The sequence below is a fragment of the Nocardia sp. CA-151230 genome, assembly GCF_050942175.1.
Classification (GTDB): Bacteria; Actinomycetota; Actinomycetes; order Mycobacteriales; family Mycobacteriaceae; genus Nocardia.
Genome location: NZ_CP192061.1, coordinates 388,340 through 412,133 on the forward strand (window position 1 = coordinate 388,340; position 23,794 = coordinate 412,133).

Consider the following 23,794-nt stretch of genomic DNA (forward strand, 5'->3'; position numbering starts at 1 on the left):
AGCGCCGTGACCCGGTGTTCGGACTGCAAAGGGGCACACCAAATGCACATGACTACCCCGATCGCTCGATTGGACGTGGAGCAGGCCGAAGCGAGAATCGCCTGGGTTTCCCAGGCCCGATGCAAGGAAGTGGATCCCGACCAGCTGTTCGTGCGTGGCGCAGCGCAGCGCAAAGCGGCAACCATCTGCCGGCACTGCCCGGTGCTGATGGAGTGCGGGGCGGATGCCCTGGACAACCGTGTCGAGTTCGGAGTGTGGGGCGGCATGACCGAGCGGCAGCGCCGCGCGCTGCTCAAGCAGCATCCGGAGGTGACGAGCTGGGCGGACTTCTTCCGCGTCCAGCGATCACAGAAGGTAGCGATGTAACCGAGTATCCCTTACCCAGATCCCCCCTATAAGCAGAACGGATCGAGCCCGCGAAAGCGGGCTCGATCCGTGTCCGGGGTCGGATCGGGCATTTCAAACCAAAGGGTCGAACTGCCTGACTCCCTCAGGCGGACTTCACGCCCGCCTCGACCAGCTGATCACCTACCGCACGCAGCGCTTCCAGGTCGGCGACCTCGAACGGCAGCGCGGTGACGGCCACGATCGGGACGCTCGGATGCGCGCCCGTGAAGCGGTGCAGCAGATGCTGTTCCCGCTTGGCGGTAGCGGCCCGGTGGGCGTGAATGCGCAGCACCGCGGCGGCCAGGGCCTCCGGGGTCTCCGCCTCGGGTTCCGGCGTCGCGCCGTTGGTCGCGGTCTCCGGTGCGAGCCGATCCGCGGCGACCTGCGCCTCCTCCGCGGACAGGCCACTCAGCACCGGGTGTGTCCGGTTCAGTACCAGGCCCGCCAGCGGCATCCGATCCGTCGAGAGCCGATCGACGAAGAAGCTCGCCTCGCGCAGCGCGTCCGGCTCGGCCGCGGCCACCACCAGGAAGTGGGTGCCCGGCCGCGACAGCATGGCGTAGGTGCGGTCCGCGCGATCCTGGAAGCCGCCGAACATGGACTCCAGTGACTGCAAGAAGACACTGGCGTCTTTGAGTAATTGACCGCCGACGATGGTCGAGACGCCGCGCAGCGCCAGGCTCATGGCGCCCGCCACGAACCTCCCGACTCCGCGGCCCGGGGCCATGATGACCCGGATCATCTTGCCGTTGAGGAAGTTGCCCAGCCGTTTCGGCGCGTCCAGGAAGTCCAGGGCATTGCGGGAGGGCGGGGTGTCGACCACGATCAGGTCCCACTCGCGCTTGGACGCCAGCTGCCCGAGCTTCTCCATCGCCATGTACTCCTGGGTGCCACCGAAGGAGGACGCGACGGTCTGGTAGATCGGGTTGGCGAAGATCTGCTCGGCCTTGTCCGGGCTGGTGTGCTCGAGCACCATGTCGTCGAAGGTGCGGCGCATGTTCAGCATCATGGCGAACAGCTCGCCCTTGGCCTCGGGCCCGAGTTCGACCTTCTGCGGGGCGTTTCCGAGATCGCTCACGCCCAGCGACTGGGCCAGTCGGCGTGCCGGGTCGATGGTGAGGACGACGACCTTGCGGCCCGACTCGGCGGCGCGCAGCGCGATGGCCGCGGCCGTGGTGGTCTTGCCGACGCCGCCGGAGCCGCAGCACACCACGATGCGGGCCGACGGATCCGCGAGGATCTTCGAAATGTCCAGGGGCACAGTGCCTGCCGGAACGACCATGACTAGCGAACCCCCTGCGCGCTCAAGACTTCGGCCAGCTCGTAGAGCCCGCCCAGATCCATGCCGTCGGTCAGCGACGGCAGGTACAGCCGCGAGATGTCGAGCTGGGCCAGTTCGGCGGCGCTCTCGTCCTGGGCGGCCAGCCGCGCGGAATGCTCCACGGTCTCGGCGACCAGGCCCTCGAAATCGGTCTCGGACAGGCTGATCCCGGCCTCGGTCAGCCCGGCCCGCAGGGCGTCGATGTCGACCGTGCCCTGCGCGGCCCGTTCGCGCACCGAGCGCTGCAGGTAGCCCTCGCTCGCCCGATTCACGATGACCGTCCCGATATTCAGGTCGTTGGCGGTGAGTTCGGCGACGGCGTCGGCGGTTTCCTGCACCGGCAGCGCCTCCAGCAGCGTGACCAGGTGGATCATGGTCTGCTCGGAGTGCAGCAGCTTGGACACTCCCTCTGCCTGCGACGCGATGGGACCGCCGCCGGCGATCTCGACCATGGCCTGGGTGACGTCCAGGAAGCTGGCGATGCGGCCGGTCGGGGGCGCGTCGATGACGATCTCGTCGTAGGCGGGCTTGCCGGACTTGTCGGCGCGCACCGCGCATTCCTTGATCTTGCCGGTGAGGATCACGTCGCGCAGGCCCGGCGCGATGGTGGTGACGAACTCGATGGCACCTACCCGGCGCATGGCGCGACCGGCGAAGCCCAGGTTGTAGAACATGTCGAGGTACTCGAGGAAGGCGTGCTCGACATCGAGGGCCAACGCCATCACCTCGCCGCCGCCATCCGCGGTGGCGATGCGAGTCTCGGTGGGCGGCAAGGGCGGGAGATCGAACAGCTGGGCAATGGACTGTCTGCCCTCGACCTCGACCAGCAGCACCCGGCGCCCCCCGGCGGCCAGTGCCAGTGCCAGTGCCCCGGCGACGGTCGACTTCCCGGTGCCCCCCTTCCCGGAAACGTAGTGCAGGCGGGCCTTGTCCGCCCGCTCCGGCCAACCTGCTTCGACCCCCGGCTCAACCGAAACGGGCACTGCTATCGGTACTCCCACGCTCGCGAGCCTATAACTCGTTCCCAAATCCTGCCCAGAGGCGCGACAAACTGTCTGATACACCACTTCAAGTTCGCGGCCCGCCTCGGCCTGGACTGACGGAGCGGGGGAGCGGAGCGGGGGAGCGGAGGAGGGAAGGTCGAGGTACCGGCTCCATAGACCTGTGCCGTGGCCGCGAACAGCCGGAGCGAAGCGGAGGCGGACGGGGCGCAGCACTCGGGGAACCTGGCCGGGGCTAGTCTCAGCGCATGAGTGATGTGACCGTGTGGGAGTACGCGACGGTGCCCCTGTTGACCCATGCCACCAAAGCCATTCTCGACCAGTGGGGTTCCGACGGCTGGGAACTCGTCACGGTGCTGCCCGGACCGACCGGTGAACAGCATGTCGCCTACCTGAAGCGGGCGAAGAGCTGATGTCCTGGGCCGAGAACCTGAAGGAGCTCGGGCTCGAACTGCCGCCGGCCCCGAAGCCGGTCGCGGTGTACGTGCCCGGCGTCCGGTCCGGCAACTACGTCTACACCTCCGGCCAACTGCCGTTCGTGAACGGCGAGCTGCCACTGACCGGCAAGCTCGGCGCCGAGGTCACGGTCGAGCAGGGCGCGGAGATGGCCAAGCTGGCCGCGCTCAACGCCCTTGCGGTCGTACACGATCTGGTCGGCCTCGACAATGTCGTGCGCATCGTCAAGGTCGTCGGTTTCGTGGCCTCCGCGTCCGGCTTCAACAGTCAGCCGCTGGTCATCAACGGCGCGTCCGAGCTGCTCGGCGCGGTGCTCGGCGAGGCCGGGGTGCACGCCCGTTCCGCGGTCGGCGTCAACGAGCTGCCCCTGAACACCCCGGTCGAGGTGGAACTCATCGCCGAGGTGCGTTGACCCCGAAATGATTGGGGCACAGTCGAAAGCGTGATGCGTTCAACTCTGGACGCATCCCGCTCGGTGCATTAGGACGAAACAATGACGCTCACCCACCCCGCGTACGAGCAACTGCGGCAAGTGACTCCGTCCGCCGCCGTCGTGCTGGCCGACAATCCCAGCGGAATGACATTGCAGGGCACCAACACCTGGCTGCTGCGGGCTCCCGGCGCCACGGAATACGTTGTGGTGGACCCGGGTCCGAAGGACCGCGCGCACACCGAGTCGCTGGTGCGCGAGACCGGTGGGAACATCGCCCTCACCCTCATCACCCACAAGCACCACGACCACACCGGCGGCATCGACCACCTGGTCAAGGCGACCGGAACCGCGGTGCGCGCCAAGGATTCCGAGTTCCTGCGCGGCGCGGGCACCCACCTGACCGACGGTGAGGTCATCGAGGTCGCCGGATTGCGCATCACGGTGCTCGCCACCGCGGGGCACACCGAGGACTCGCTCAGCTTCCTGCTCGACGGCCCGGACGGCGAGCAGGCACTGCTCACCGGTGACACCGTTCTCGGAAGCGGTACGACCGTCCTGGAATCCTGGGATGGCGCGCTGGCGGCCTATCTGGACTCGCTGAATCGGCTCGTGGCGGTCGCTCCCGGCCGCACCCTGCTCCCGGCCCACGGCCCCGACCACGCCGATGCCGAACCGGTCATCCGTTACTACATCGCCCACCGCGAGGAGCGTCTGAACCAGGTCCGCGCCGCCCTGGAGAAGCTGGGCCCCAAGGCCAAAGCGCTGCAGATCGTCGCCGAGGTCTACGCCGATGTGGACAAGCGCCTGTGGCCGGCCGCCCACAGCTCGGTCGAAGCGCAGCTGGCTTACCTGCGTTCACAGGGATAGAAATCACGAGAGGACCGGGCATCACCGCTACGGGGGTGATGCCCGGTCCTCCCGGTGACTCTGTCGCCGCTCAGCGAGCGCGGCGGGCCAGTCTCTCCGAGTCGGAGATCAGCACGCTCTTCCCCTCGAGCCGCAGCCAGCCGCGGTGCGCGAAGTCGGCGAGCGCCTTGTTCACGGTCTCGCGGGAGGCGCCGACCAGCTGGGCGATCTCCTCCTGGGTGAGGTCGTGGGTCACGCGCAGCGCGCCCGCCTCCTGGGTGCCGAAACGCTGGGCGAGCTGCAGCAGCGCCTTGGCGACACGACCCGGAACATCGGTGAAGATCAGGTCGGCCAGGTTGTTGTTGGTGCGGCGCAGGCGGCGGGCGAGCACCCGCAGCAGCTGCTCGGCGATCTCGGGCCGCTGATCGATCCACGCCTTGAGGGCGTCCCGGTCCATGGTGACCGCGCGGACCTCGGTGACGGTGGTGGCCGTCGAGGTGCGCGGGCCCGGGTCGAAGATCGAGAGCTCGCCGAACATGTCCGACGGGCCCATGATCGTCAGCAGGTTCTCACGACCGTCGGGGGAGCGGCGGCCGATCTTCACCTTGCCCGAGGTGATGATGTACAACCGGTCGCCGGGTTCGCCCTCGTTGAAGATGACGTGGCCGCGCGGGAAGTCAACGGGCTGCAGCTGTTTGGCGAGAGCGGCCACCGCGGTGGGCTCGACGCCTTGGAAGATGCCTGCTCTGGCGAGGGCCTCGTCCACGAATGTGCTCCTTATGGGAAATGGCTCTGTCCTGGACCGAAACGACTCGGCCGACAGTGCAGTCTACTTTGCAATACCGCCGGGTAGTGATAGACACCACGCGCCGAGCTCATTCTCAGACACGCGGAGCCGCAGTAGGCGACACACAACGACGGTTTCGCGACACGCTTCATAAGTAATCTACGACACGCCGTGAGACCGGCGTCATGAAGATCGTAAAAAGTGGTCCGGAGCTGGAAGCCACCGGACCACTCGACCACCGACCCGCGCGGATCAGCTGGCCTGTGCGACGTCCATTCCCTTGGCCGCGGGCCGGGCGCGCCGCGGACGCGCCGCCGCGGCGGGCAAACCCAACTTGGTCAGATCGCTGACCTCGGCATTCGTGGCTCGATCGAGATACTGCTGGACCTCCGGGTCTGGTTCGAGAAGCTTGCGGAGTCGATTCTCGACCCGTTCCATCACCAACGCGAACAGCATCAGCGCTATCGGAAACAGCACCACAGCGAGTCCTTGCATAGGCAGCAGTAAACACGCCGAAGGTCTCAGATGGAACACGGCGGGTACTCGGCCCGGTTGTGGGGCGGTGGTGGTTCCGTAAGGTGGGGGCGTGCGTGTCTCTGAATCCAACGCGGCCGTGAGCGGGGCAGACCCGGATAATTCGGGCGTTCAAGCGACCCCTGACGGGGCTCCGGTCGGTGTCTCGGATGCGCCACGGTTTTCGCGTCCGGCCAAAGCGCGCAAGCGCGACAAAGAGACTCGGGTCGGCCTGGTCCGGCGGGCTCGTCGCATGTACCGGGAAATGACCGTCGAGTTCCCCGATGCGCACTGCGAGCTGGATTTCACCACGCCCCTCGAATTGGCGGTCGCCACAATTCTTTCCGCGCAGTGCACCGACGTGCGGGTGAACCTCACCACACCCGCGCTGTTCGCGAAGTACCGTGGCGCGCGCGATTACGCCGAAGCCAATCGGGCCGAGCTGGAGGAGTACATCCGGCCCACCGGCTTCTACCGCAACAAGGCCAATTCCCTCATCGGGCTGGGCCAGGAACTGGTCGAGCGTTTCGACGGCGAACTGCCGGGCACCCTCGGCGAACTGGTCACCCTGCCCGGCATCGGGCGCAAGACCGCGAACGTCATCCTCGGCAATGCCTTCGATGTCCCGGGCATCACCGTCGACACCCATTTCGGGCGGCTGGTGCGGCGCTGGGGCTGGACCGCGGAGGAGGATCCGGTCAAGATCGAGCACGCCGTCGGCGAGCTGATCGAGCGCCGCGACTGGACCATGCTCTCGCACCGGGTGATCTTCCACGGCCGCCGCGTCTGCCATGCGCGCAAGCCCGCGTGCGGCGCGTGCCTGCTGGCCAACGACTGCCCGTCCTTCGGCGCGGGGCCGACCGATCCGACCGAGGCCGCCAAGCTGGTGAAGGGCCCGGAGACCGAGCACCTTCTCGAACTGGTCGGCCTGTGAGCGCCGAGACGGCGCGGGGCAACACCGGGTGGCGGTGGGCACTGGCGGCGGTGATCGTCGCCGTGGCGGCGGCGGTCGCGCTCTGGCCGCAGTTCACCCACTCCGACGACAAGAGCGCCGCGACCGGCTCGACCACGGCCGCCGGGCCCGCCGAACCGGCTGTCGCCGAATCGGATCGGGCCGCGGCGGCGCTGGCCGCCTGCCCCGTGCCCACCGGCGCGCCCGTCGGCGACGGCCCGCTGCGCGGCATCACGCTGGACTGCCTGGCCGACGGCCGGCCGGTGGATCTGGTTACGGCGTTGGCCGGCAAGCCCGCGCTGCTCAATCTGTGGGCCTACTGGTGCGGTCCGTGCGCGGAGGAACTGCCGCTGCTGCAAGAGTTCTCGCAGCAGGCCGGGAACGCGCTCACGGTGCTGACCGTGCACAGCGATCCGGGGACCGCCAAGGCGCTGTCGCGGCTGAGCGGGCTCGGCATCCACCTGCCGGGGGTCGAGGACTCGAATGCCAGGGTCCGCACCGCAGTCGGGGCGCCCGCCGTGCTGCCGATCTCGGTGCTGTTGCGCGCCGACGGCACCGTTGCGAAAGTCGTGGTGCGCCCGTTCACCAGCGTCGAGGACATTTCCGCCACCGTCGCGGCCGAATTGGGGGTCAGGGCGTGAGGGCTGGACGAGTGGATCTTTCGACAAGGGCGTGGTGATGAGACTCGAGGCGTCTGCCGATGGCATTCCGGAGTGGCTGCGCGGGGTGGCCGAGCACGACCCGGCCGATCCCACCGGCGTGAACCCGGTGCTGCGTCGCAGCACCATGCGGCGCTTCGCCGCCGCGGCGACCCGGGCACGGGAGGCGTCGGTGCTGGTGCTCTTCGGCGGCTCCCCCGAGCCGGATTCGACTGCGCCGGGCGGACTTCCGGCCGACGCCGACGTGCTGCTCACCCAGCGCGCCGCCACCCTGCGCCAGCACAGCGGCCAGGTGGCGTTTCCGGGCGGCGGGGTGGAGCCGCAGGACGACGGCCCGATCAGCACCGCCCTGCGCGAGGCGCGCGAGGAGACGGGGCTCGACCCCGCCGGCGTGGAGCCGATCGCGGTGCTGCCCAAGATCTTCGTGCCGCCGTCGCGGTTCGATGTGACGCCGGTGGTCGCCTATTGGCGCACGCCCGGCGAGGTGGGTGTGGTGAGTGAGACGGAGGCCGCCCGCGTGGCGCGGGTGCCGCTGTCCGAGCTCATCGATCCGGCCAACCGTTTCGTGGTACGCCATCCACTGGGCTATATGGGCCCGGCGTTCACCGTGGACGGAATGCTGGTGTGGGGGTTCACCGCCGGGGTGCTCGCCGGATTGCTGGCGGTGTCCGGGTGGGAACGCGAATGGGACCATCACGATGTACGTGATCTGCAGGCCGCATTGGCCGCGGTAGGGATGACATTATGAGCGCCTCGGGCTGGCTCGACCTCGGCATCATCATTCTGGCGCTGCTGGCCGCCACCTCCGGGTGGCGGCAGGGCGCGGTCGCTTCGGCGCTGGCCTTCCTGGGCGTCATCCTCGGTGCTGTCGCGGGCATTCTGATCGCGCCGCACATCCTGAAGCACCTGAACGAGGGCCGCACCCGGGTGCTGGTGGGCGTACTGCTCATCGTGGCGCTGGTGATCGTCGGCGAGGTCGCGGGCATGGTGCTCGGCCGGGCCGCGCGCGGCGGCATGCGGGATCCGTTCACCCGCAGCGTGGACAGTGTGGTGGGCGCGGGCCTGCAGGCGGTGGCGGTGCTGGCCACGGCGTGGCTGCTGGCGCTGCCGCTCACCAACTCCTCGCAGCCCGGAATCGCGGCCGCGGTCACCAACTCGCAGGTGCTGCGCAATGTCGACCATGTCGCGCCGGACTGGCTGCGGCGGGTGCCGACCGACTTCTCCAACCTGCTCAACACCTCCGGACTGCCGGATGTCATCGGCCCGTTCGGGCACGTCCCGATCACCGCCGTGGAACCGCCCGATCCCAGTGTGCTGCAGCTGCCGGTGGCCCAGCAGCTGCAGGGCAGCGTGCTGCGCATCCGGGGTATCGCGCCCAGTTGCCAACGCCAGCTGGAGGGTTCGGGCTTCGTGGTGGCCCCGGAGCGCATCATGACCAACGCCCACGTGGTCGCGGGCACCAACACTGTCAGCGTGGACACCGCGCGCGGGTCGCTGCCGGCCACCGTGGTGTTGTTCGACTCGTCCAAGGACGTGGCGATCCTGGCGGTGCCGGGCCTGAACGCGCAGCCGCTGGACCTGGCTCCGGCCGATGCCGGCTCGGGGGAGAGCTCCATCGTGCTCGGCTACCCGGGCGGCGGGCGCTACACCGCCAGCGCGGCGCGCGTGCGCGAGACCCTGAACCTGAAGGGTCCCAACATCTACCGCGACGCCGACGTCAAGCGTGAGGTCTACACCATTCGCGGTCAGGTCCGGGCCGGTAACTCCGGTGGCCCGCTGGTGGACACCGACGGCCGGATCCTGGGTGTGGTGTTCGGCGCGGCGGTCACCGACGACGACACCGGGTATGTGCTCACGCTCGACGAGGTGCGCCCCGAACTGAGTTCGGCGGCAGGTCAATCGGTGGCGGTCGGCACCGGCAGCTGTGTGCTGAGCTGAGCCCGGAAGAACGGAGAAACGGCCCCGGCGAACATGATTCGCCGGGGCCGTTTCTCCGTATCGGAGAGCCTCGTCAGGCCAGCAGCTTGGCGATCTCGGCGGTCACCGGCTCCGGATTCTCCTGGTGCGCATAGTGGCCCGCGTCCGGGATGGCCACCACCCGGCGCTGCGGCGAGAGCTGCTGGCCGCGGCGGATGGTGCCCGGCAGGATGTACCGGTCGCGGTCGCCGTACAGCGCCAGCGTGGGCACCAGCACCGGTTCGCTCATGGCCGCCATGAAACGCCGGCCGTCGGGCCGCCATTGGCTACGGAAGGCCCAGCGCTGGTATTCCAGCGCACAGTGCGCCGCGCCGGGGATCCGGATGGCGGTGCGCATGCGGCGGGCGGTGTCGGTGAATTCTTCGGTGGCCGACCAGCGTTCGCCCACCCGGTCGCGGAGCAGGAGTTCGATCTCGATGCCGTCGTCGCGGGTGAGCCGGGCCTCGGGCACGCGCGGCACCTGATAGCGCAGGAAGTCCGGCAGCCAGGCCGAGCGCTGCGGCTTGTCGCGCAGCACCGCCCGCTTCAGCGCCACCGGATGCGGGGAGCTGATCAGCGCGATGGATCGCACCACCCGCGGGTGCAGTACGGCGGTGGCCCAGCAGACCAGGCCGCCCTCGGCGTGCCCGACCAGGGTCGCCTCGGTGTGGCCCAGCGCGCGGATCAGGCCGGCGACATCACCGGCGAGGGTCCAGCCGTCGTAACCGCGTGGTGGCTTGTCGGTGTCGCCGTAGCCGCGCAGGTCCACCGCCACCGTGCGGAAGCCGCGCGCGGCCAGCCCGGTCAGCTGGTGGCGCCAGGACCACCAGAAGTCGCCGAAGCCGTGCAGCAGCACGACCAGCGGCATGCCCGGGTCCGCGTAGGCCGTCCCGGCGGGTACGGCCTCGACCACGTGGAAGCGAATGCCGTTGGCGTGCACGTCCCGATGGGTCCACGGCCCGTCATAGCGGACTGCGGACGGATCCGGATGCGAATTCGACGACACGCCGATGGAGCGTAATCGAAGGTCTAGGTCCGGGGCTTGCCGAGTTCGACGGAGACCTCGGCCGTCTCCGCTTCGGTGTGGCCGAAACCGCTGGGCAGCACGCTCTTCGCCTCCTTGAGGGACTCGATGGTCTTCTCCGGGGCGCGCAGCTTGCGCACCTTCAGGTAGCCCAGCAGCGCGAAGGCCGCCACCGCCGCGATCATCAGCAGGAACACCACCAGGAACGCGGCCCAGCGGTACAGCCAGATATCGAGCAGTTCGGCGAGGAAGAAGAAAAAGAAGAAGGAGCTGAACAGCAGGATGGTCAGCGCCAGGATGAAGAAGACGCTGCCCTGCAGGCCCTTCTTGATCTCACCGGTCACCTCGGCCTTGGCGAGCTCCACCTCGGCGCGCACCAGGGTCGACATCTGCTCGGTCGCGTCGCGGACCAAGGTGCCGAAGGTGGCCGACTGATGGGCGTCGACATCGGACAGCGGAATCGAAGTGACGGTGCGGGTGCGGTTCCCGTCGTAGCCGTTACCGCCCTGTGTGAAGCTCAATTGCTCGACCCTTCTCCATGTCCCGGTAGTACTGTCCGGTGTCACTCTTGATTTTGCAGTGCCCGCACGTCACGTCGTGCCTGGTGAGCACGGCCCCGACGCAACAGTAGCGCCGAACCCGCCAGGGAAGCCGCCAAAGACGTGAGCAACACCGCCGCTTTCGCGAGTTCTGCCGCCGACCCGTCGCCGACGTCTTCCAAGGCCAGTTCTGCCACCAAGAGGCTAACGGTGAAGCCGATCGCGCCCAGTACCGACAGGGCGAACATGTCCCGATAACCGAGATCACCGGGTCGTTCCGCGATTCCCAACCGTACGGCGAGCCAACTGGATCCGAAGATGCCGACGGTCTTGCCGACCAGCATGCCGAGGATGATGGCCAGCGCCAGCCGGTCGGTGAACAGCTTCGACAGCACGCTCGCATCCAGCGGAACGCCCGAGGCGAACAGCGCGAACAGCGGTACGCACAGCGCGGCGGAGATGGGCTGGAAGAAATGCTCGAGCCGGGCCGCGGGCACGCAGTGCTCGTCCTCGTCCGGATCCGGGCGCACCCGGGTGAGCAGACCGCAGGCCACGCCCGCGAGGGTGGCGTGAATTCCGGCCTCGTGCAGGGAGTACCAGGCGATCAGGCCCAGCGGGACGTAGATGAACGGGCTGCCGAGACGGAAGCGCTGGGCCAGCGCCCAGCCGGCCAGGCACACCGCGGCCACCACCAGCCACAGCATCTTCAGGGTGGTGGTGAACAGGACCGCGATCAGGATGATGGCGATCAGGTCGTCCACCACGGCCAGACTGAGCAGGAACACCCGGGCGCTGGCCGGAATCCGCGATCCGGTCATGGCGAGCACGGCCAGCGCGAAGGCGATATCGGTGGCGACCGGGATGGCCCAGCCGCGGTCCATGCCCGGCGCGCCCCAGCCGACGGCGGTGGCGATGAGCGCGGGCATCACCACACCACCGACGGCGGCCACGATGGGCAGGGTGGCACGTTTGCGATCGGCGAGTTCGCCGATCACCAGCTCCCGTTTGAGCTCCAGCCCGGCCACGAAGAAGAAGATGGCCAGCAGGCCGTCCTTGGTCCAGTCGGCCAGCGTGAGGTCGAGGTGGAGGGCGGGAATGGCGAGCTTGGTGTCGACCATGGTCGTGTAGCTCGCGCCCCACGGCGAGTTGACCCAGATGAGCGCTGCCGCGGCCGCGATGAGAAGCAGTGCGCCGCCGAAGGTTTCGGTTCTCAGATAGCGGGCCAGCTCGGAACGGACCTGAGTGATCACGGTGCAGCCTTTCGGTCGGTCGACGAAAAAGCGGCGTGCTACACCACTCCAGGGACCGACGGCACAACCGCATGCCGACCAGACTTCCCGGCACACCTTTTGCGCAATTCTAACGGTTGGCCTGGAACTTCTTGACCACCCCATACCCGAAGCGGCCCCCTGATCGTTGATCGGGGGGCCGCTTGCGGGGTGTGCTTGTTCAGGCGTTGCCGGCGCGGATGGATTCGAAGACGTTGGGGTCGAGCAGGGTTGAGGTGTCGCCGAGTTCGCGGCCTTCGGCGACGTCGCGCAGCAGGCGGCGCATGATTTTGCCCGAGCGGGTCTTGGGTAGTTCGGGGACGATGTGGATTTCGCGGGGGCGGGCGATGGGGGAGATCTCGCGGGAGACCTCGGCTTTGAGTTGGGTGATCAGGTCGGTGCCGGTGTCGGTGGCTTCGGCGGTGAGGATGACGAAGGCGACGATGCCTTGGCCGGTGGTGTCGTCGGAGGCGCCGACGACGGCTGCTTCGGCGACGCTGGAGTGGCCGACGAGTGCGGATTCGACCTCGGCGGTGGAGATGCGGTGGCCGGAGACGTTCATGACGTCGTCGACGCGTCCGAGGACCCACAGGTCCCCGTCGGTGTCGAGTTTGGCGCCGTCACCGGCGAAGTACCAGCCTTTCTCGGCGTAGCGGGACCAGTAGGTGTCGCGGTAGCGTTCGTTGTCGCCCCAGATGCCGCGCAGCATGGACGGCCAGGGCTGGTCGAGGACCAGGTATCCGTTGGCCTCGGTCTCGCCGAGACAGACCGGGTTGCCTTCCTCGTCGACGACTTTCGCGCAGATGCCGGGCAGTGGGGTCATGGCCGCGCCGGGTTTGGCGGCGGTGACGCCGGGTAGCGGGGAGATCATGATGGCGCCGGTCTCGGTTTGCCACCAGGTGTCGACGATGGGAGTTTTGTTGGCGCCCACCACGTCCCGGTACCAGCGCCAGGCCTCGGGGTTGATCGGTTCGCCGACCGAGCCGAGCAGCCGCAGGCTCGACAGGTCGTGGGAGTCGGGGATCTCGCGGCCCCACTTCATGAACGTGCGTACCAGTGTCGGTGCCGTGTAGTAGATGGTGACGCCGTATTTTTCGATGATCTGCCAGTGGCGGTGCTCGTCGGGGAAGTTCGGGGTGCCCTCGTAGACGACCTCGGTGGCGCCGTTGGCCAGCGGCCCGTAGACGATGTAGCTGTGCCCGGTGACCCAGCCGATGTCGGCGGTGCACCAGTACACGTCGTGGCCGGGTTTGTGGTCGAAGACGTGGTGGTGGGTGTAGGCGGCCTGGGTCAGGTAGCCGCCGGAGGTGTGCAGGATGCCCTTGGGTTTTCCGGTGGTGCCGGAGGTGTAGAGGATGAACAGCGGGTGCTCGGCGTCGAAGGCTTGGGCCTGGTGCTCGGGGGAGGAGAGTGCGACGGTCTGGTCCCACCACAGGTCGCGGCCTTCGGTCATCTCGGTGTCGATGCCGGTGCGGCGCACCACGAGTACGTGCTCGACGGTCGAATCGCCTTCGGCGAGAGCCTCGTCCACGGCCGCCTTGAGCGGGGCGGGTTTGCCGCGCCGCCACTGGCCGTCGGTGGTGAGGACCAGTTTGGCCGCGGCGTCGTCGACGCGCTGGCGCAGGGCGCTGGGGGAGAAGCCGGCGAAGACCACCGAGTGGGTCAGGCCCAGGCGGGCGCTGGCGAGCATGGCCACGATGGCCTCGGGGACCATCGGCATGTAGATGGCGACGCGGTCGCCCGCGGACAGTCCCAGGCCGGTGAAGTAGTTGGCGGCGCGTGACACCTCGGCCAGCAGTTCGGCGTAGGTGATGTCGCGGGAGTCGCCGGGCTCGCCTTCCCAGTGGATGGCGACCCGGTCGCCGTGTCCGTCGAGTACGTGCCGGTCCACGCAGTTGTAGGCGACGTTGAGCTTGCCGTCGGCGAACCACTTGGCGAAGGGCGCGTCGTCCCAGTCCAGCACCTGGGTGAAGGGCTGATGCCAGTGCAGGCGTTGTGCCTGCTCGGCCCAGAACCCGTCGCGATCGGCTTGGGCTCGAGCATAAAGAGAGGCGTCGCCGTTGGCGGCGGCCGCGAACTCAGCGCTGGGCGGATAGGCATCCAGGTGGTCGGCGGTGGTTTCGGTCATCTCGTCTCTTCTTCTCTCGCATGCAGGCCGCGTAGGGGTGACGGCGGCCACGTTCGACCCTAACCGACTGTGACCTGCGTCGTGTTTCGCCGTCTCGATCGGTGGGCGGGCGTGACGAGGCTCCCATCGGCGGCATGACCGAACCGTGAACGCGAGGTCCCCGCTGCTGTGCGCTGTGTCACGTAGGGTCTCCCATTCGGATGCCCCATGTTGCCGGATTGCTAACAAGCCGAACATTCCCGTTTCGATCCGCTGACAACAGCGACCGCGATCGTTAATGTCCGATTCACCCGAGGCCGACCGTTTCCTGGGATGGGAGAAACGCGTTGCGAATCAAGACGATCACCGCGCTCGCCGTGGCGGCACTGGCCACAAGCCTCAGCCTGACCGCATGCTCCTCCGGTGAGGACAACAATTCCGACTACGTCACAGTGAACGGCGCCGAACCACAGAATCCGTTGGTGCCCACCAATACCAACGAGAACATGGGCGGCCGCGTGGTCGACCGGCTCTGGGCGGGGCTGAAGTACTACGACGCCAACGGCACTCCGCACGACGAGATGGCGCAGTCCATCGTCACGCCGGACCGCCAGCACTACACCATCACCATCAAGCCGGACTGGACGTTCACCGACGGCACCGCGGTGACCTCGAAATCCTTTGTGGACGCGTGGAATTACGGCGCCCTGGGCACCAACGCGCAGCTGCAGAACTGGGTCTTCACCCCCATCGTCGGCTACGACGACGTCGCGGCGAACCCGCCCAAGGCGCCGACCATGTCGGGCCTGAAAGTGGTCGACGACCACACCTTCACCGTCGACCTCAAACAGCCGTCCATCGACTTCGAGCTGGAACTCGGCTTCGCACCGTTCTATCCGCTGCCCGCCGTGGCCTACAAGGACATGAAGGCCTTCGGCGAGAACCCGATCGGCAACGGCCCCTACAAGTTCGCCGGTGCCGGTGCCTGGCAGCACAATGTTCAGATCGACGTGGTGCCCAACCCGGACTACAAGGGCGGGCGGCCCGCCAAGAACAAGGGCCTGCGTTTCAAGATGTACGCGAACATGGACACCGCGTACGCCGATCTGCTGCAGGGCAATCTGGACGGCCTGGACGTGATCCCGGATACCGCGCTGGCCACCTACGAGAAGGACCTGGGCGACCGGGCCATCCACAAGCCCATCGCCTACAGCCAGCACATCGGCATCCAGCCCAATGTCGCCCACTTCTCCGGACCCGAAGGAGTGCTACGGCGCAAGGCGATTTCGATGGCCATCAACCGGGAACAGATCGCCGCCAACATCTTCCACAACACCCGCGTCCCCTGCCAGGACTTCACCGCCTTCACCCTGCCCGGATTCCGCGCCGGTCTGCCGGGTTCCGAAGTGCTGAAGTTCAATCCGGACGAGGCGAAGAAGCTGTGGGCGCAGGCCGACGCCATCTCGCCGTGGTCGGGCACCTTCCAGATCGCCTACAACTCCGACGGCGGTCATCAGGCCTGGGTCGAGGCCACCGCGAACAGCATCAAGAACACCCTCGGCATCGACGCGGTCGGCGCGCCCTACGCGACGTTCAAGAACATTCGCGACGAGATCGTGCACGAGAACGTGGGCAAGGCGTTCCGCTACGGCTGGCAGGGCGACTACCCGTCCATGTTCGAATACCTGACCGCGCTGTTCCTGAGCACCTCGGAAACCAATGACGTGCACTACAAGAGCCCGGAATTCGACCGGCTGCTCAACAGCGCCCTCGCCGCCGCCACACCCGAACAGGCGTATGACGGCATCGCGCAGGCGCAGACCGTGCTGTTCCGGGACATGGCCGATATCCCGATCTTCGACTACAACGTCGCGGCCGGTCGCTCGGACAAGGTGAAGCAGGCGCCCGTCTCCTGGTCGGGGCTGTTCGACTTCGAGAACATCGAGAAGTAGCCCGGCATGGTGTGGTACGTCGTCCGGCGGCTGCTCCAGATGGTCCCGGTGTTCTTCGGGGCGACGCTGCTCATCTACGCGATGGTCTTCCTGATCCCCGGCGACCCCATCCAGGCGCTCGCCGGGGACCGGCAGATGACCCCGGCGGTGGAGGCGTCCCTGCGCGCCCGCTACCACCTGGATCAGCCGTTCTTCATCCAATACCTGGAGTACCTGAAAGGCATTGTCACGCTGGACTTCGGGACGTCCTTCTCGGGGCGGCCGGTGCGCGAGGAGCTTGCCCGCGCGTTCCCGATCACCTTCCGGCTGTCCGTCATGGCCGTCTGCATCGAAGCGGTCTTCGGTGTGACGTTCGGGCTGATCGCGGGGCTGCGCAAGGGCAAGCTCTTCGACTCCACCATGCTGGTGCTCAGCCTGGTGATCATCGCGGTGCCGATCTTCGTGGTGGGCTTCCTCGCCCAGTTCCTGCTCGGCGTGAAGTGGGGCATCGCACCGGTCACCGTCGGGGCGAAGGCGAGCTTCACGGACCTGCTGGTACCGGCGTTCGTGCTCGCGTCGCTGTCGTTCGCCTACGTGTTGCGGCTGACGCGGAACGCGGTGGCGGAGAACATGACCGCCGACTTCGTGCGCACCGCCACCGCCAAGGGGCTGAGCCGCAGACGGGTGATCGTGGTGCACATCCTGCGCAATTCGATGATCCCGGTGGTCACCTTCCTCGGCACCGATCTGGGCTTCCTGCTCGGCGGCGCGGTGGTCACCGAGGGCATCTTCAATATCCCGGGCGTCGGCGGCACGCTCTACCAGGCCATTACGCGCGGGGAACCGCCCACGGTGGTGGCCTTCGTGACGGTGCTGATCGTGATCCTGTTGCTGTCCAACCTGATCGTCGACCTGCTCTACGCCGCCCTCGACCCGAGGATCCGCTATGCCTGAACCCGAGGCCCGCGACAGCCGGCAACCCGCGGTCCGCGAAATGCGGCGTGGCCAGGAGCATTTCGTGGCGCCGCCCGACGAGGTCCAGGTCCTGGCCACCGACACACTGGACGAGACCGCCGCCCCGACCAGCGTGTGGCAGGACGCCTGGCGGCAGCTGCGACGCAATCCCATCTTCCTCGCGGCGGCGGTGCTGATCGTGCTGGTGGTGCTGGTCGCCGTATGGCCACAGCTGTTCACCAGCCAGGATCCGCGCTACTGCAACGGCGACTTCAGCATGCAGAAGCCGTCCGGGGCACACTGGTTCGGCTTCGACAAGCAAGGCTGCGACATCTACGCCCGCACCATCTACGGCGCCCGCGCCTCGGTGGTGACCGGCGTCGGCGCGACGCTGATCTACGTGCTCATCGGCGGCACCGTGGGCGCGATCGCCGGATACTATGGCGGGCTGCTGGATTCGGTGGTGTCGCGGATCGCGGAGGTGTTCTACGCGCTGCCGCTCATGCTGGCCTCCATCGTGCTCATGCAGCTGCTCGCCTCGCGCACGGTGTGGACGGTCATGCTCACACTGGCCTCCTTCAGCTGGCCGCAGGCCGCGCGCATCGTGCGCGGCGCGGTGATCGAGTCGAAGAACAGCGAGTACGTCACGGCGGCGAAGGCGCTGGGCGTCTCCAGATTCCGGACGCTGGTGCGGCACGTGCTGCCCAACTCGGCCGGGCCGCTCATCGTGGTGAGCACCATCGCGCTGGGCGTCTTCATCGTCACCGAGGCGACGCTGTCGTATCTGGGCGTCGGGCTCACCCGGCAGACCGTGTCGTGGGGATCGGATATCGCCGTGGACCAGAAGGAGATTCGCACATCGGCCATCCTGTTCTACCCGGCCACCGCGCTCGCGCTGACCGTGCTCAGCTTCATCATGCTCGGCGACGCCGTGCGCGACGCCTTCGACCCCAAGGCCCGCAAGAGGTGAGCGCCATGACCGAACCACTGCTCGAGGTCCGCGATCTGAACGTGGCCTTCACCGCCGACCGGCGCGAGATCCCGGCGGTGCGCGGGGTGAGCCTGACGGTGTATCCGGGGCAGACGGTCGCCATCGTCGGCGAATCCGGATCCGGCAAATCGACCACCGCGCACGCCATCATCGACCTGCTGCCCGGCACCGGCCGGATCACCTCCGGCTCGGTCCTCTTCGACGGCAAGGACCTGTCGAAGGCCACCGGCCGCGAGATCGTCGGGGTGCGCGGGCGCGGTATCGGCTTCGTGCCGCAGGACCCCATGTCCAACCTGAACCCGGTGTGGAAGGTCGGATTCCAGATCCGGGAAACCCTGGAGGCCAATGGCGTTGCCAAGGGCCGGGCCGCCCGGCAGCGGGCCGTCGAACTGCTCGCCGAGGCCGGTATGCCCGATGCCGAACGACGCGTCAACCAGTACCCCCACGAATTCTCCGGCGGCATGCGCCAACGCGCGCTCATCGCCATCGGTCTGTCCTGCCGGCCGAAACTGCTCATCGCCGATGAACCCACCTCGGCGCTCGACGTCACCGTGCAGCGCCAGATCCTCGACCACCTCGACGGCCTGACCACCGAACTCGGCACCGCGGTCCTGCTCATCACCCACGACCTGGGCCTGGCCGCCGAACGGGCCGAACACCTGGTCGTCATGTACCGCGGCCGCGTGGTGGAATCCGGTCCGGCACTGCAGATCCTGCGCGAACCCCAGCACCTGTACACCAAGAAACTGGTGAACTCCGCGCCCTCGCTGGCCTCGCAGCGGCTGTCCTCGGTGCGCAAGCGGGCCGAGGTACGGGAGCAGGCCGTCCAGGTCGCCGGGCAGCTGGCCGAGACCGACGCCGAATTCGCCAGTGCCCCCGACGATCTGCTCGTCGCCGACCACCTCACCCGGGTTTTCCGCATTCGCGGCAACGCGCCGTGGCGATCCTCCGAACTCGTTGCGGTGGATGATGTCTCGTTCACCCTGCGGCGCGGCACCACCACCGCGATCGTCGGGGAATCCGGTTCCGGCAAATCCACGGTGGCGCAGATGGTGCTGGGCCTGCTGCCGCCCACCGCCGGTCGTGTCACCTTCGACGGTCGCGAGGTGGCGACCCTGGATGCCAAGGCCGCCTTCGCTTTCCGCCGCCGCGTGCAACCCGTGTTCCAGGACCCGTACGGGTCCCTCGACCCGATGTACTCCATCTACCGGACCATCGAGGAGCCGCTGCGCACCCATCGCCTCGGCACCCCGGCCGAGCGCGAGGCCACCGTGCGCGACCTGCTCGACAAGGTCTCGCTCCCGGCCTCGGTCATGCGCCGCTACCCGAACGAGCTCTCCGGTGGGCAGCGCCAGCGGGTGGCCATCGCCCGGGCCCTGGCGCTCTCCCCTGAGCTGGTGGTCTGCGACGAGGCCGTCTCCGCCCTCGACGTGCTGGTGCAGGCCCAGATCTTGCAACTGCTCAACGAACTACAGGCCGATCTCGGCCTCACCTATCTGTTCATCACCCACGACCTGGCCGTGGTCCGCCAGATCGCCGACGACGTCCTGGTCATGCAGGAGGGCAGGGTGGTCGAGGCCGCATCCACCACCGAGGTGTTCGACAACCCGCAATCCGAATACACCCGCCGCCTCCTCGACGCCATCCCCGGTCGCGACCTCCTCGCGGGTTGACCGCCCGGGTGTCGGCGGGCGATCCGATACCCGGCAGTAGCCTCGTACCTCGTGACCGACCCGCTGCAGCCCCTCGTCGACCTGCCCGGCGTGCGCGATGCCGCCGACAAGGCCCGTGACGCCCTCGCCGAGGTGCATCGCCACCGGGCGAACCGCCGCGGCTGGCCCACCACCGCCGCCGAGGCCGCCGTCCGCGCGGCCCGCTCCTCCGCCGCCATCGACGGCGGCACCATCGATCTCCCCGCCGACGGCCGCGTCGACGACCCGATCCTGGCCGGCTCCCTGCGCGTGGGTCAGGCCCTCGACGCCGAGGCCCTCACCAACCTGGTCGGCGTCTGGCAGCGCGCCCCGCTCCAGGCTCTCGCCCGCCTGCACCTGCTCGCCGCCGCCGACATGGTCGACGACGAACAGCAGCTGGGCCGCCCCCGCAGTGTCCCCGGCGTCGCCGAACGGCTGGACCTGTTGGTCCAGACCATCACCAGCACCAAGGCCCCGGCCCCGGTGATCGCGGCCGTCGTCCACGGCGAACTGCTCTCCCTGCGGCCCTTCGGCACCGCCGACGGCATCGTCGCCCGGGCCGCCTCCCGCCTGGTCGCCGTGTCCAGTGGCCTGGACCCGCACAGCCTCGGCGTCCCCGAAGTCTTCTGGCTCCGCCGCCGCCAGGCCTACCTCGACGCCGCGGCCGCCTTCGGCATGGGAACCGCGGAGGGCGTCGGCGGCTGGGTGATCTTCACGTGTGGCGCCCTCGAAGACGGCGCCCGCGAGGCCCGCTCGATCGCCGACGCCGCCTCGGGGTAGTAAGCCCCCTGATCGCGAAACTGCGTGTACGCCAAGGGTTTCCGGGGGCCATACACGTCAAAGCGGGCGGCGTTGCCGCGAATTGCGACCTCACCGCCCGCTAGCACGGACTACCCGGTTACCAAGCGTGCTTTTCTGGTTGTGTTTTCTTCGGCCTCGGCGAGCTCTCCAGGATCCGGCGGTTCATCCCCGCATTGATTGCGAGGCCGTTGCCGTCAATATCCTGGATAACGCAGGCCCACAACTACTGTTGCCCTTGTCGCGGCGTGCTCCGCGTGGGTGCCTGGTGTCCGTGCTGGGAAGGGTGGGATGGGAGGTCGAATCTTCTCTTCCGATCCGATCTTGGCCTTCCGTCCTTCCGTGCCTCCATTGTTACCCCGTGACCGCTGTCACATCAAGACCTGGGGAAACTTTCAAAAACTCGGCGTGTCCCGCCATTTTTCATCCGCGCGTTTCCGGCGGGCCGCCGTCAGCGGCGGCGCCGCAGCAGCCGGTAGGTGAGCGCTCCGGCCGCCAGCGCGCTGAGTCCGACCGCGGCGGTCGCGGCCACCGTGGTGGTGGTCGGAGCCGGGATCCGCGCCCACAGCGACACCGGATTGGAGAAGGCGAGAATCGGCCAGCCGCGGGTGGTGGCCTCGCGCCGCAGGCCCCGATCCGGATTCACCGCCGTGGGGTGACCGACCACCTCGAGCATGGGCAGATCGGTGACCGAGTCGGAGTAGGCGTAACAGCGTGACAGGTCGTAATCATATTGCGCCGCAAGCTTTTCGATGGCCTCGACCTTGCCCGGGCCATAGCAGTAGAACTCGACTTCGCCCGCGTACCTGCCGTTTTCGATGACCATGCGGGTGGCGGCGAAGTGATCCGCGCCCAGCGCCGCGGCGATCGGGGCCACCATCTCCTCGCCGGAGGCGGAGACGATCACCACGTCGTGGCCTCGAATCCGGTGGTCCGCAATGAGATCCGCGGCCTCGGCGTAGATGAGCGGGTCCACGATGTCGTGCAGGGTCTCGGCGACGATCGAGCGCACCTGGTCCACATCCCAGCCCGCGCACATCTTGGTCAGATGCTCGCGCATGCGTTCCATCTGATCGTGATCGGCGCCGGACAGCAGGAACAGGAAGTGGGCGTAGCTGCTCTCCAGCACGGCCCGCCGGCTGAGCAGGCCCTGGTCCAGGAACGGCTTGCTGAACACGAAGGCGCTCGACCTGGCGATCACCGTCTTGTCGAGATCGAAGAAGGCGGCGACTCGTCCGCGTTCGGCTGTCACGTCGTCCAGGATATGGTTCTGCGCCGCGCCATTTCATTCGCCTCTGCCGCGGGCGTGGCGAGGGTCACCGCGAGACCCGGTTCATCCGGGTTAGCCAGGCGGAAGCCGGGCCGTCGGGGCGGGAAAAAGACTCGCCGGGCGGACTTGCAATCCGGTCGGGGCTTGGGTGTAGTATCGCAGATACCTGGACATGGTCCAGGCGCGTTCAGCCCGACCCCCCGGGGCTGAACCCGACGGCCCCAGCCTCCTCCCCCCCCGGCTGGGGCCGTCCTCTATTTACCGGCAGTTCCGGATCCGTTCCCGCTCCCCGAGTTCTGCACAGGTCGCGTGTTATCCACACTCGCCGTGGAGGCGCTTTCGCCGCTGCTCCGATCGGGCGACGCTGACCTGCATGAACTCCGATGTCGCCACCCCACCGGCCCTGTCGCTGGTCGCCGATCCCCGCCTGCGCGACGAGATTCGCCGCATCGCCGCCGCGGCCGACCGCCCGCTCGACGAGCGTGTGCCGCCGCCGGGCCGCCACGCCTGGACCGCCGCGTCCGTGATCATCGTCGATACCGCTGCCGCACATAGCTGTGCGTCCGCCGCCCACCCCCGTCGTCCGGGGATTCTCCTGGTAACCGATGGCGAGCCGGGTTTGCTCGACTGGCAGGCCGCCACCACGGCCGGCGCCGAACAGGTGCTGCCGCTGCCCGCGGCCGCCGACGCCTTGATCGCTGCCTTCGCCGCCCACGACGGCCGGCGCCCCGGCGACGGCGCGGTCCTCGCGGTGGCAGGCGCGGGCGCGGGATCGGGCGCCTCCGTCCTGGCCGCCGCCGTAGCCCTCACGGCCGCAGGCCGTTTCCGCGACCGCACCCTGCTGGTCGACTGTGCGCCTTACGGCGGCGGCCTCGACCTCCTCCTCGGCCTGGAGAGGGCGCCGGGGCTGCGCTGGCCCGACCTCACCATCGAACACGGCCGCGTTTCCGCCCCCGCTCTGCACGAGGCGCTGCCCGCCACTGCGGGACTGGCCGTACTCTCCTGCGGAAGGGGTGCTCCCACAACCGAACTCGACGCGCTCTCGCCGAGCGCGGACCCGATCACCGCTGGGCGCAGTTCCATGGGTGGTGATGCTTCCCGCGTGCAGCCCACACCGTCGCTTCATCCCGCCATGCTTTGTTCGGACGGAACGTCCTCGCTCGCAACGGACCTCGACCGGTCATCGTCCTGCGTGGTCGACCGCGGCGTTGCCGTCTTCGGTCCGCAGGCGTTTTCCGGTACGACCACTGACCCCGCGGCCGAGTTGAGCCGTGTGGCGGCAGGACTCGCGCCGGCCGCAGTGCGAGCCGTCCTCGAGGGCGGCCGGGCGGCCGGTGATCTCGTGGTCGCAGACCTGTCCAGCGACCACGGGCCGCACACCGACCAGGTCCTCGATGTGGCCGATCTGGTGGTGCTGGTGACCCAGGCACGCCTGCGCTCGATCGCCGCGGCCGAATCCGCCGCGGCCTACCTGACCGCGCGAAATCCCAATGTGCGCTTGATCGTCCGGGGTCCCGCGCCCGGTGGCCTCGCCCCGTCCGACATCTCCGAGGCGCTCACCCTGCCGCTGCTCACCGCGGTCCCGTCGCAGCCGGGCCTGACGGAGCGCCTCGAACGCGGGGGCCTGACCGTCCGCCGTCGCGGTCCGCTTCGCACCGCCGCCGAAACCGCCTTGACCGCACTGTTTTCCGAGAATCCCCGCTACGGCGGCCGGCCGCCCGGCGGCCCGGGTCCCTCGTGGTGGCGCATCGCCCGCACTCAGGGTTCGACCTGTGGTTCTCCGCTGCCGCAACCCATGGGAGCCCGAAAATGACAGCGGCACAAGGCAACCGGTCGTCTCGGATCTCTGCAGCCACGGTGCGGCCGCGGCGGGACCCCTCCTTGGGGATGTGGCCCGACGTGCGGGGCTC

The 23,794-nt window shown here is 68.4% G+C and carries 23 protein-coding genes; 14 read left to right on the forward strand and 9 right to left on the reverse strand.

What is annotated here, in order from left to right; translation table 11 throughout:
• Positions 1-42 precede the first annotated feature (42 nt).
• The gene (locus ACQP1O_RS01670) at positions 43-366 is read left to right on the forward strand and encodes a WhiB family transcriptional regulator (protein WP_033089817.1); all 324 of its coding nucleotides are present in this window, start codon (positions 43-45) and stop codon (positions 364-366) included.
• Between the two features lie 124 nt (positions 367-490).
• Here the strand turns inward: ACQP1O_RS01670 and ACQP1O_RS01675 are convergent, their stop codons facing one another.
• Together ACQP1O_RS01675 and ACQP1O_RS01680 are read right to left on the reverse strand one after the other, a co-directional pair.
• The gene (locus tag ACQP1O_RS01675; RefSeq protein ID WP_433564179.1) at positions 491-1,669 is read right to left on the reverse strand and encodes an ArsA family ATPase; all 1,179 of its coding nucleotides are present in this window, start codon (positions 1,667-1,669) and stop codon (positions 491-493) included.
• 2 nt (positions 1,670-1,671) lie between these two features.
• Positions 1,672-2,691, reverse strand: coding sequence for an ArsA-related P-loop ATPase (locus ACQP1O_RS01680; RefSeq protein WP_433564180.1), 1,020 nt, complete (start codon positions 2,689-2,691; stop codon positions 1,672-1,674).
• Between the two features lie 266 nt (positions 2,692-2,957).
• Here ACQP1O_RS01680 and ACQP1O_RS01685 point away from each other — a divergent pair, with 266 nt between their 5' ends.
• The 3 genes from ACQP1O_RS01685 to ACQP1O_RS01695 all read left to right on the forward strand — a co-directional run bounded on the left by ACQP1O_RS01685 (position 2,958) and on the right by ACQP1O_RS01695 (position 4,465).
• Entirely contained in the window at positions 2,958-3,122 is a 165-nt protein-coding gene (locus ACQP1O_RS01685; protein ID WP_085996654.1) for a DUF4177 domain-containing protein, read from the forward strand.
• Positions 3,122-3,577 (forward strand): RidA family protein, encoded by a 456-nt coding sequence (locus tag ACQP1O_RS01690; protein ID WP_357000552.1) that lies wholly within the window; start codon positions 3,122-3,124, stop codon positions 3,575-3,577. Before ACQP1O_RS01685 ends, ACQP1O_RS01690 begins: the two co-directional genes overlap by 1 nt.
• Positions 3,578-3,658: 81 nt before the next feature.
• The gene (locus ACQP1O_RS01695; protein ID WP_433564181.1) at positions 3,659-4,465 is read left to right on the forward strand and encodes an MBL fold metallo-hydrolase; all 807 of its coding nucleotides are present in this window, start codon (positions 3,659-3,661) and stop codon (positions 4,463-4,465) included.
• Positions 4,466-4,535: 70 nt separating this feature from the next.
• Here ACQP1O_RS01695 and ACQP1O_RS01700 read toward each other — a convergent pair whose 3' ends face one another.
• Both ACQP1O_RS01700 and ACQP1O_RS01705 read right to left on the reverse strand, forming a co-directional pair.
• Positions 4,536-5,210, reverse strand: a complete 675-nt coding sequence (locus ACQP1O_RS01700) for a Crp/Fnr family transcriptional regulator (protein ID WP_019044571.1) — start codon at positions 5,208-5,210, stop codon at positions 4,536-4,538.
• 273 nt (positions 5,211-5,483) lie between these two features.
• On the reverse strand, positions 5,484-5,711 hold the full coding sequence (locus ACQP1O_RS01705; RefSeq protein ID WP_081986109.1) for a hypothetical protein: 228 nt from the start codon (positions 5,709-5,711) through the stop codon (positions 5,484-5,486).
• A 286-nt stretch (positions 5,712-5,997) separates the two neighbouring features.
• Here ACQP1O_RS01705 and nth point away from each other — a divergent pair, with 286 nt between their 5' ends.
• From nth to ACQP1O_RS01725, 4 genes are read left to right on the forward strand one after another with little or no spacing between them, the layout of a single operon-like run.
• The gene (gene nth / locus ACQP1O_RS01710) at positions 5,998-6,678 is read left to right on the forward strand and encodes an endonuclease III (protein WP_433564182.1); all 681 of its coding nucleotides are present in this window, start codon (positions 5,998-6,000) and stop codon (positions 6,676-6,678) included.
• Positions 6,675-7,337 (forward strand): TlpA family protein disulfide reductase, encoded by a 663-nt coding sequence (locus tag ACQP1O_RS01715; protein ID WP_433564183.1) that lies wholly within the window; start codon positions 6,675-6,677, stop codon positions 7,335-7,337. The genes nth and ACQP1O_RS01715 overlap by 4 nt, the downstream gene beginning before the upstream one ends.
• A 37-nt stretch (positions 7,338-7,374) precedes the next feature.
• Positions 7,375-8,103: an NUDIX hydrolase gene (locus ACQP1O_RS01720; protein WP_433564184.1), complete on the forward strand. Its 729-nt coding sequence runs from the start codon at positions 7,375-7,377 to the stop codon at positions 8,101-8,103.
• Positions 8,100-9,293 (forward strand): MarP family serine protease, encoded by a 1,194-nt coding sequence (locus tag ACQP1O_RS01725; RefSeq protein WP_433564185.1) that lies wholly within the window; start codon positions 8,100-8,102, stop codon positions 9,291-9,293. The genes ACQP1O_RS01720 and ACQP1O_RS01725 overlap by 4 nt, the downstream gene beginning before the upstream one ends.
• Before the next feature lie 73 nt (positions 9,294-9,366).
• Here ACQP1O_RS01725 and ACQP1O_RS01730 read toward each other — a convergent pair whose 3' ends face one another.
• The 4 genes from ACQP1O_RS01730 to acs all read right to left on the reverse strand — a co-directional run bounded on the left by ACQP1O_RS01730 (position 9,367) and on the right by acs (position 14,270).
• Entirely contained in the window at positions 9,367-10,317 is a 951-nt protein-coding gene (locus ACQP1O_RS01730; protein WP_433564186.1) for an alpha/beta fold hydrolase, read from the reverse strand.
• Positions 10,318-10,340: 23 nt separating this feature from the next.
• Positions 10,341-10,856 (reverse strand): phage holin family protein, encoded by a 516-nt coding sequence (locus tag ACQP1O_RS01735; RefSeq protein WP_433564187.1) that lies wholly within the window; start codon positions 10,854-10,856, stop codon positions 10,341-10,343.
• A gap of 41 nt (positions 10,857-10,897) precedes the next feature.
• Positions 10,898-12,121: a Na+/H+ antiporter NhaA gene (nhaA, locus tag ACQP1O_RS01740; protein ID WP_433567546.1), complete on the reverse strand. Its 1,224-nt coding sequence runs from the start codon at positions 12,119-12,121 to the stop codon at positions 10,898-10,900.
• A gap of 202 nt (positions 12,122-12,323) precedes the next feature.
• The gene (gene acs / locus ACQP1O_RS01745; protein ID WP_433560926.1) at positions 12,324-14,270 is read right to left on the reverse strand and encodes an acetate--CoA ligase; all 1,947 of its coding nucleotides are present in this window, start codon (positions 14,268-14,270) and stop codon (positions 12,324-12,326) included.
• A 326-nt stretch (positions 14,271-14,596) separates the two neighbouring features.
• Here acs and ACQP1O_RS01750 point away from each other — a divergent pair, with 326 nt between their 5' ends.
• From ACQP1O_RS01750 to ACQP1O_RS01770, 5 genes are read left to right on the forward strand one after another with little or no spacing between them, the layout of a single operon-like run.
• Positions 14,597-16,201 carry a peptide ABC transporter substrate-binding protein gene (locus ACQP1O_RS01750; protein WP_433564188.1) on the forward strand — a complete coding sequence of 535 codons (1,605 nt, stop codon included), beginning with the start codon at positions 14,597-14,599 and terminating at the stop codon, positions 16,199-16,201.
• Between the two features lie 6 nt (positions 16,202-16,207).
• Positions 16,208-17,134 (forward strand): ABC transporter permease, encoded by a 927-nt coding sequence (locus tag ACQP1O_RS01755; protein ID WP_433564189.1) that lies wholly within the window; start codon positions 16,208-16,210, stop codon positions 17,132-17,134.
• Positions 17,127-18,104: an ABC transporter permease gene (locus ACQP1O_RS01760; protein ID WP_433564190.1), complete on the forward strand. Its 978-nt coding sequence runs from the start codon at positions 17,127-17,129 to the stop codon at positions 18,102-18,104. Before ACQP1O_RS01755 ends, ACQP1O_RS01760 begins: the two co-directional genes overlap by 8 nt.
• A 5-nt stretch (positions 18,105-18,109) precedes the next feature.
• Positions 18,110-19,798, forward strand: coding sequence for a dipeptide ABC transporter ATP-binding protein (locus ACQP1O_RS01765; protein WP_433564191.1), 1,689 nt, complete (start codon positions 18,110-18,112; stop codon positions 19,796-19,798).
• Between the two features lie 51 nt (positions 19,799-19,849).
• Positions 19,850-20,596, forward strand: a complete 747-nt coding sequence (locus tag ACQP1O_RS01770) for an oxidoreductase (protein ID WP_433564192.1) — start codon at positions 19,850-19,852, stop codon at positions 20,594-20,596.
• Positions 20,597-21,065: 469 nt separating this feature from the next.
• Here the strand turns inward: ACQP1O_RS01770 and ACQP1O_RS01775 are convergent, their stop codons facing one another.
• Positions 21,066-21,866, reverse strand: a complete 801-nt coding sequence (locus ACQP1O_RS01775; RefSeq protein ID WP_379391106.1) for an HAD family hydrolase — start codon at positions 21,864-21,866, stop codon at positions 21,066-21,068.
• Positions 21,867-22,257: 391 nt separating this feature from the next.
• On the opposite strand from ACQP1O_RS01775, the gene ssd reads away from it, so the two are divergent.
• Positions 22,258-23,697 carry a septum site-determining protein Ssd gene (gene ssd, locus ACQP1O_RS01780; RefSeq protein ID WP_433564193.1) on the forward strand — a complete coding sequence of 480 codons (1,440 nt, stop codon included), beginning with the start codon at positions 22,258-22,260 and terminating at the stop codon, positions 23,695-23,697.
• Positions 23,698-23,794: the final 97 nt, after the last annotated feature.

What these genes read in the sequence shown, in the direction of transcription:
- ACQP1O_RS01685 (WP_085996654.1), top strand. Translation starts at nt 2,958, where the DNA reads ATGAGTGATGTGACCGTGTGGGAGTACGCGACGGTGCCCCTGTTGACC.
- ACQP1O_RS01755 (WP_433564189.1), top strand. Translation starts at nt 16,208, where the DNA reads ATGGTGTGGTACGTCGTCCGGCGGCTGCTCCAGATGGTCCCGGTGTTC.
- acs (WP_433560926.1), bottom strand. Translation starts at nt 14,270, where the DNA reads ATGACCGAAACCACCGCCGACCACCTGGATGCCTATCCGCCCAGCGCT.
- ACQP1O_RS01720 (WP_433564184.1), top strand. Translation starts at nt 7,375, where the DNA reads ATGAGACTCGAGGCGTCTGCCGATGGCATTCCGGAGTGGCTGCGCGGG.
- ACQP1O_RS01765 (WP_433564191.1), top strand. Translation starts at nt 18,110, where the DNA reads ATGACCGAACCACTGCTCGAGGTCCGCGATCTGAACGTGGCCTTCACC.
- ACQP1O_RS01695 (WP_433564181.1), top strand. Translation starts at nt 3,659, where the DNA reads ATGACGCTCACCCACCCCGCGTACGAGCAACTGCGGCAAGTGACTCCG.
- nth (WP_433564182.1), top strand. Translation starts at nt 5,998, where the DNA reads ATGTACCGGGAAATGACCGTCGAGTTCCCCGATGCGCACTGCGAGCTG.
- ACQP1O_RS01760 (WP_433564190.1), top strand. Translation starts at nt 17,127, where the DNA reads ATGCCTGAACCCGAGGCCCGCGACAGCCGGCAACCCGCGGTCCGCGAA.
- ACQP1O_RS01690 (WP_357000552.1), top strand. Translation starts at nt 3,122, where the DNA reads ATGTCCTGGGCCGAGAACCTGAAGGAGCTCGGGCTCGAACTGCCGCCG.
- ACQP1O_RS01725 (WP_433564185.1), top strand. Translation starts at nt 8,100, where the DNA reads ATGAGCGCCTCGGGCTGGCTCGACCTCGGCATCATCATTCTGGCGCTG.
- ssd (WP_433564193.1), top strand. Translation starts at nt 22,258, where the DNA reads ATGAACTCCGATGTCGCCACCCCACCGGCCCTGTCGCTGGTCGCCGAT.
- ACQP1O_RS01670 (WP_033089817.1), top strand. Translation starts at nt 43, where the DNA reads ATGCACATGACTACCCCGATCGCTCGATTGGACGTGGAGCAGGCCGAA.
- ACQP1O_RS01675 (WP_433564179.1), bottom strand. Translation starts at nt 1,669, where the DNA reads ATGGTCGTTCCGGCAGGCACTGTGCCCCTGGACATTTCGAAGATCCTC.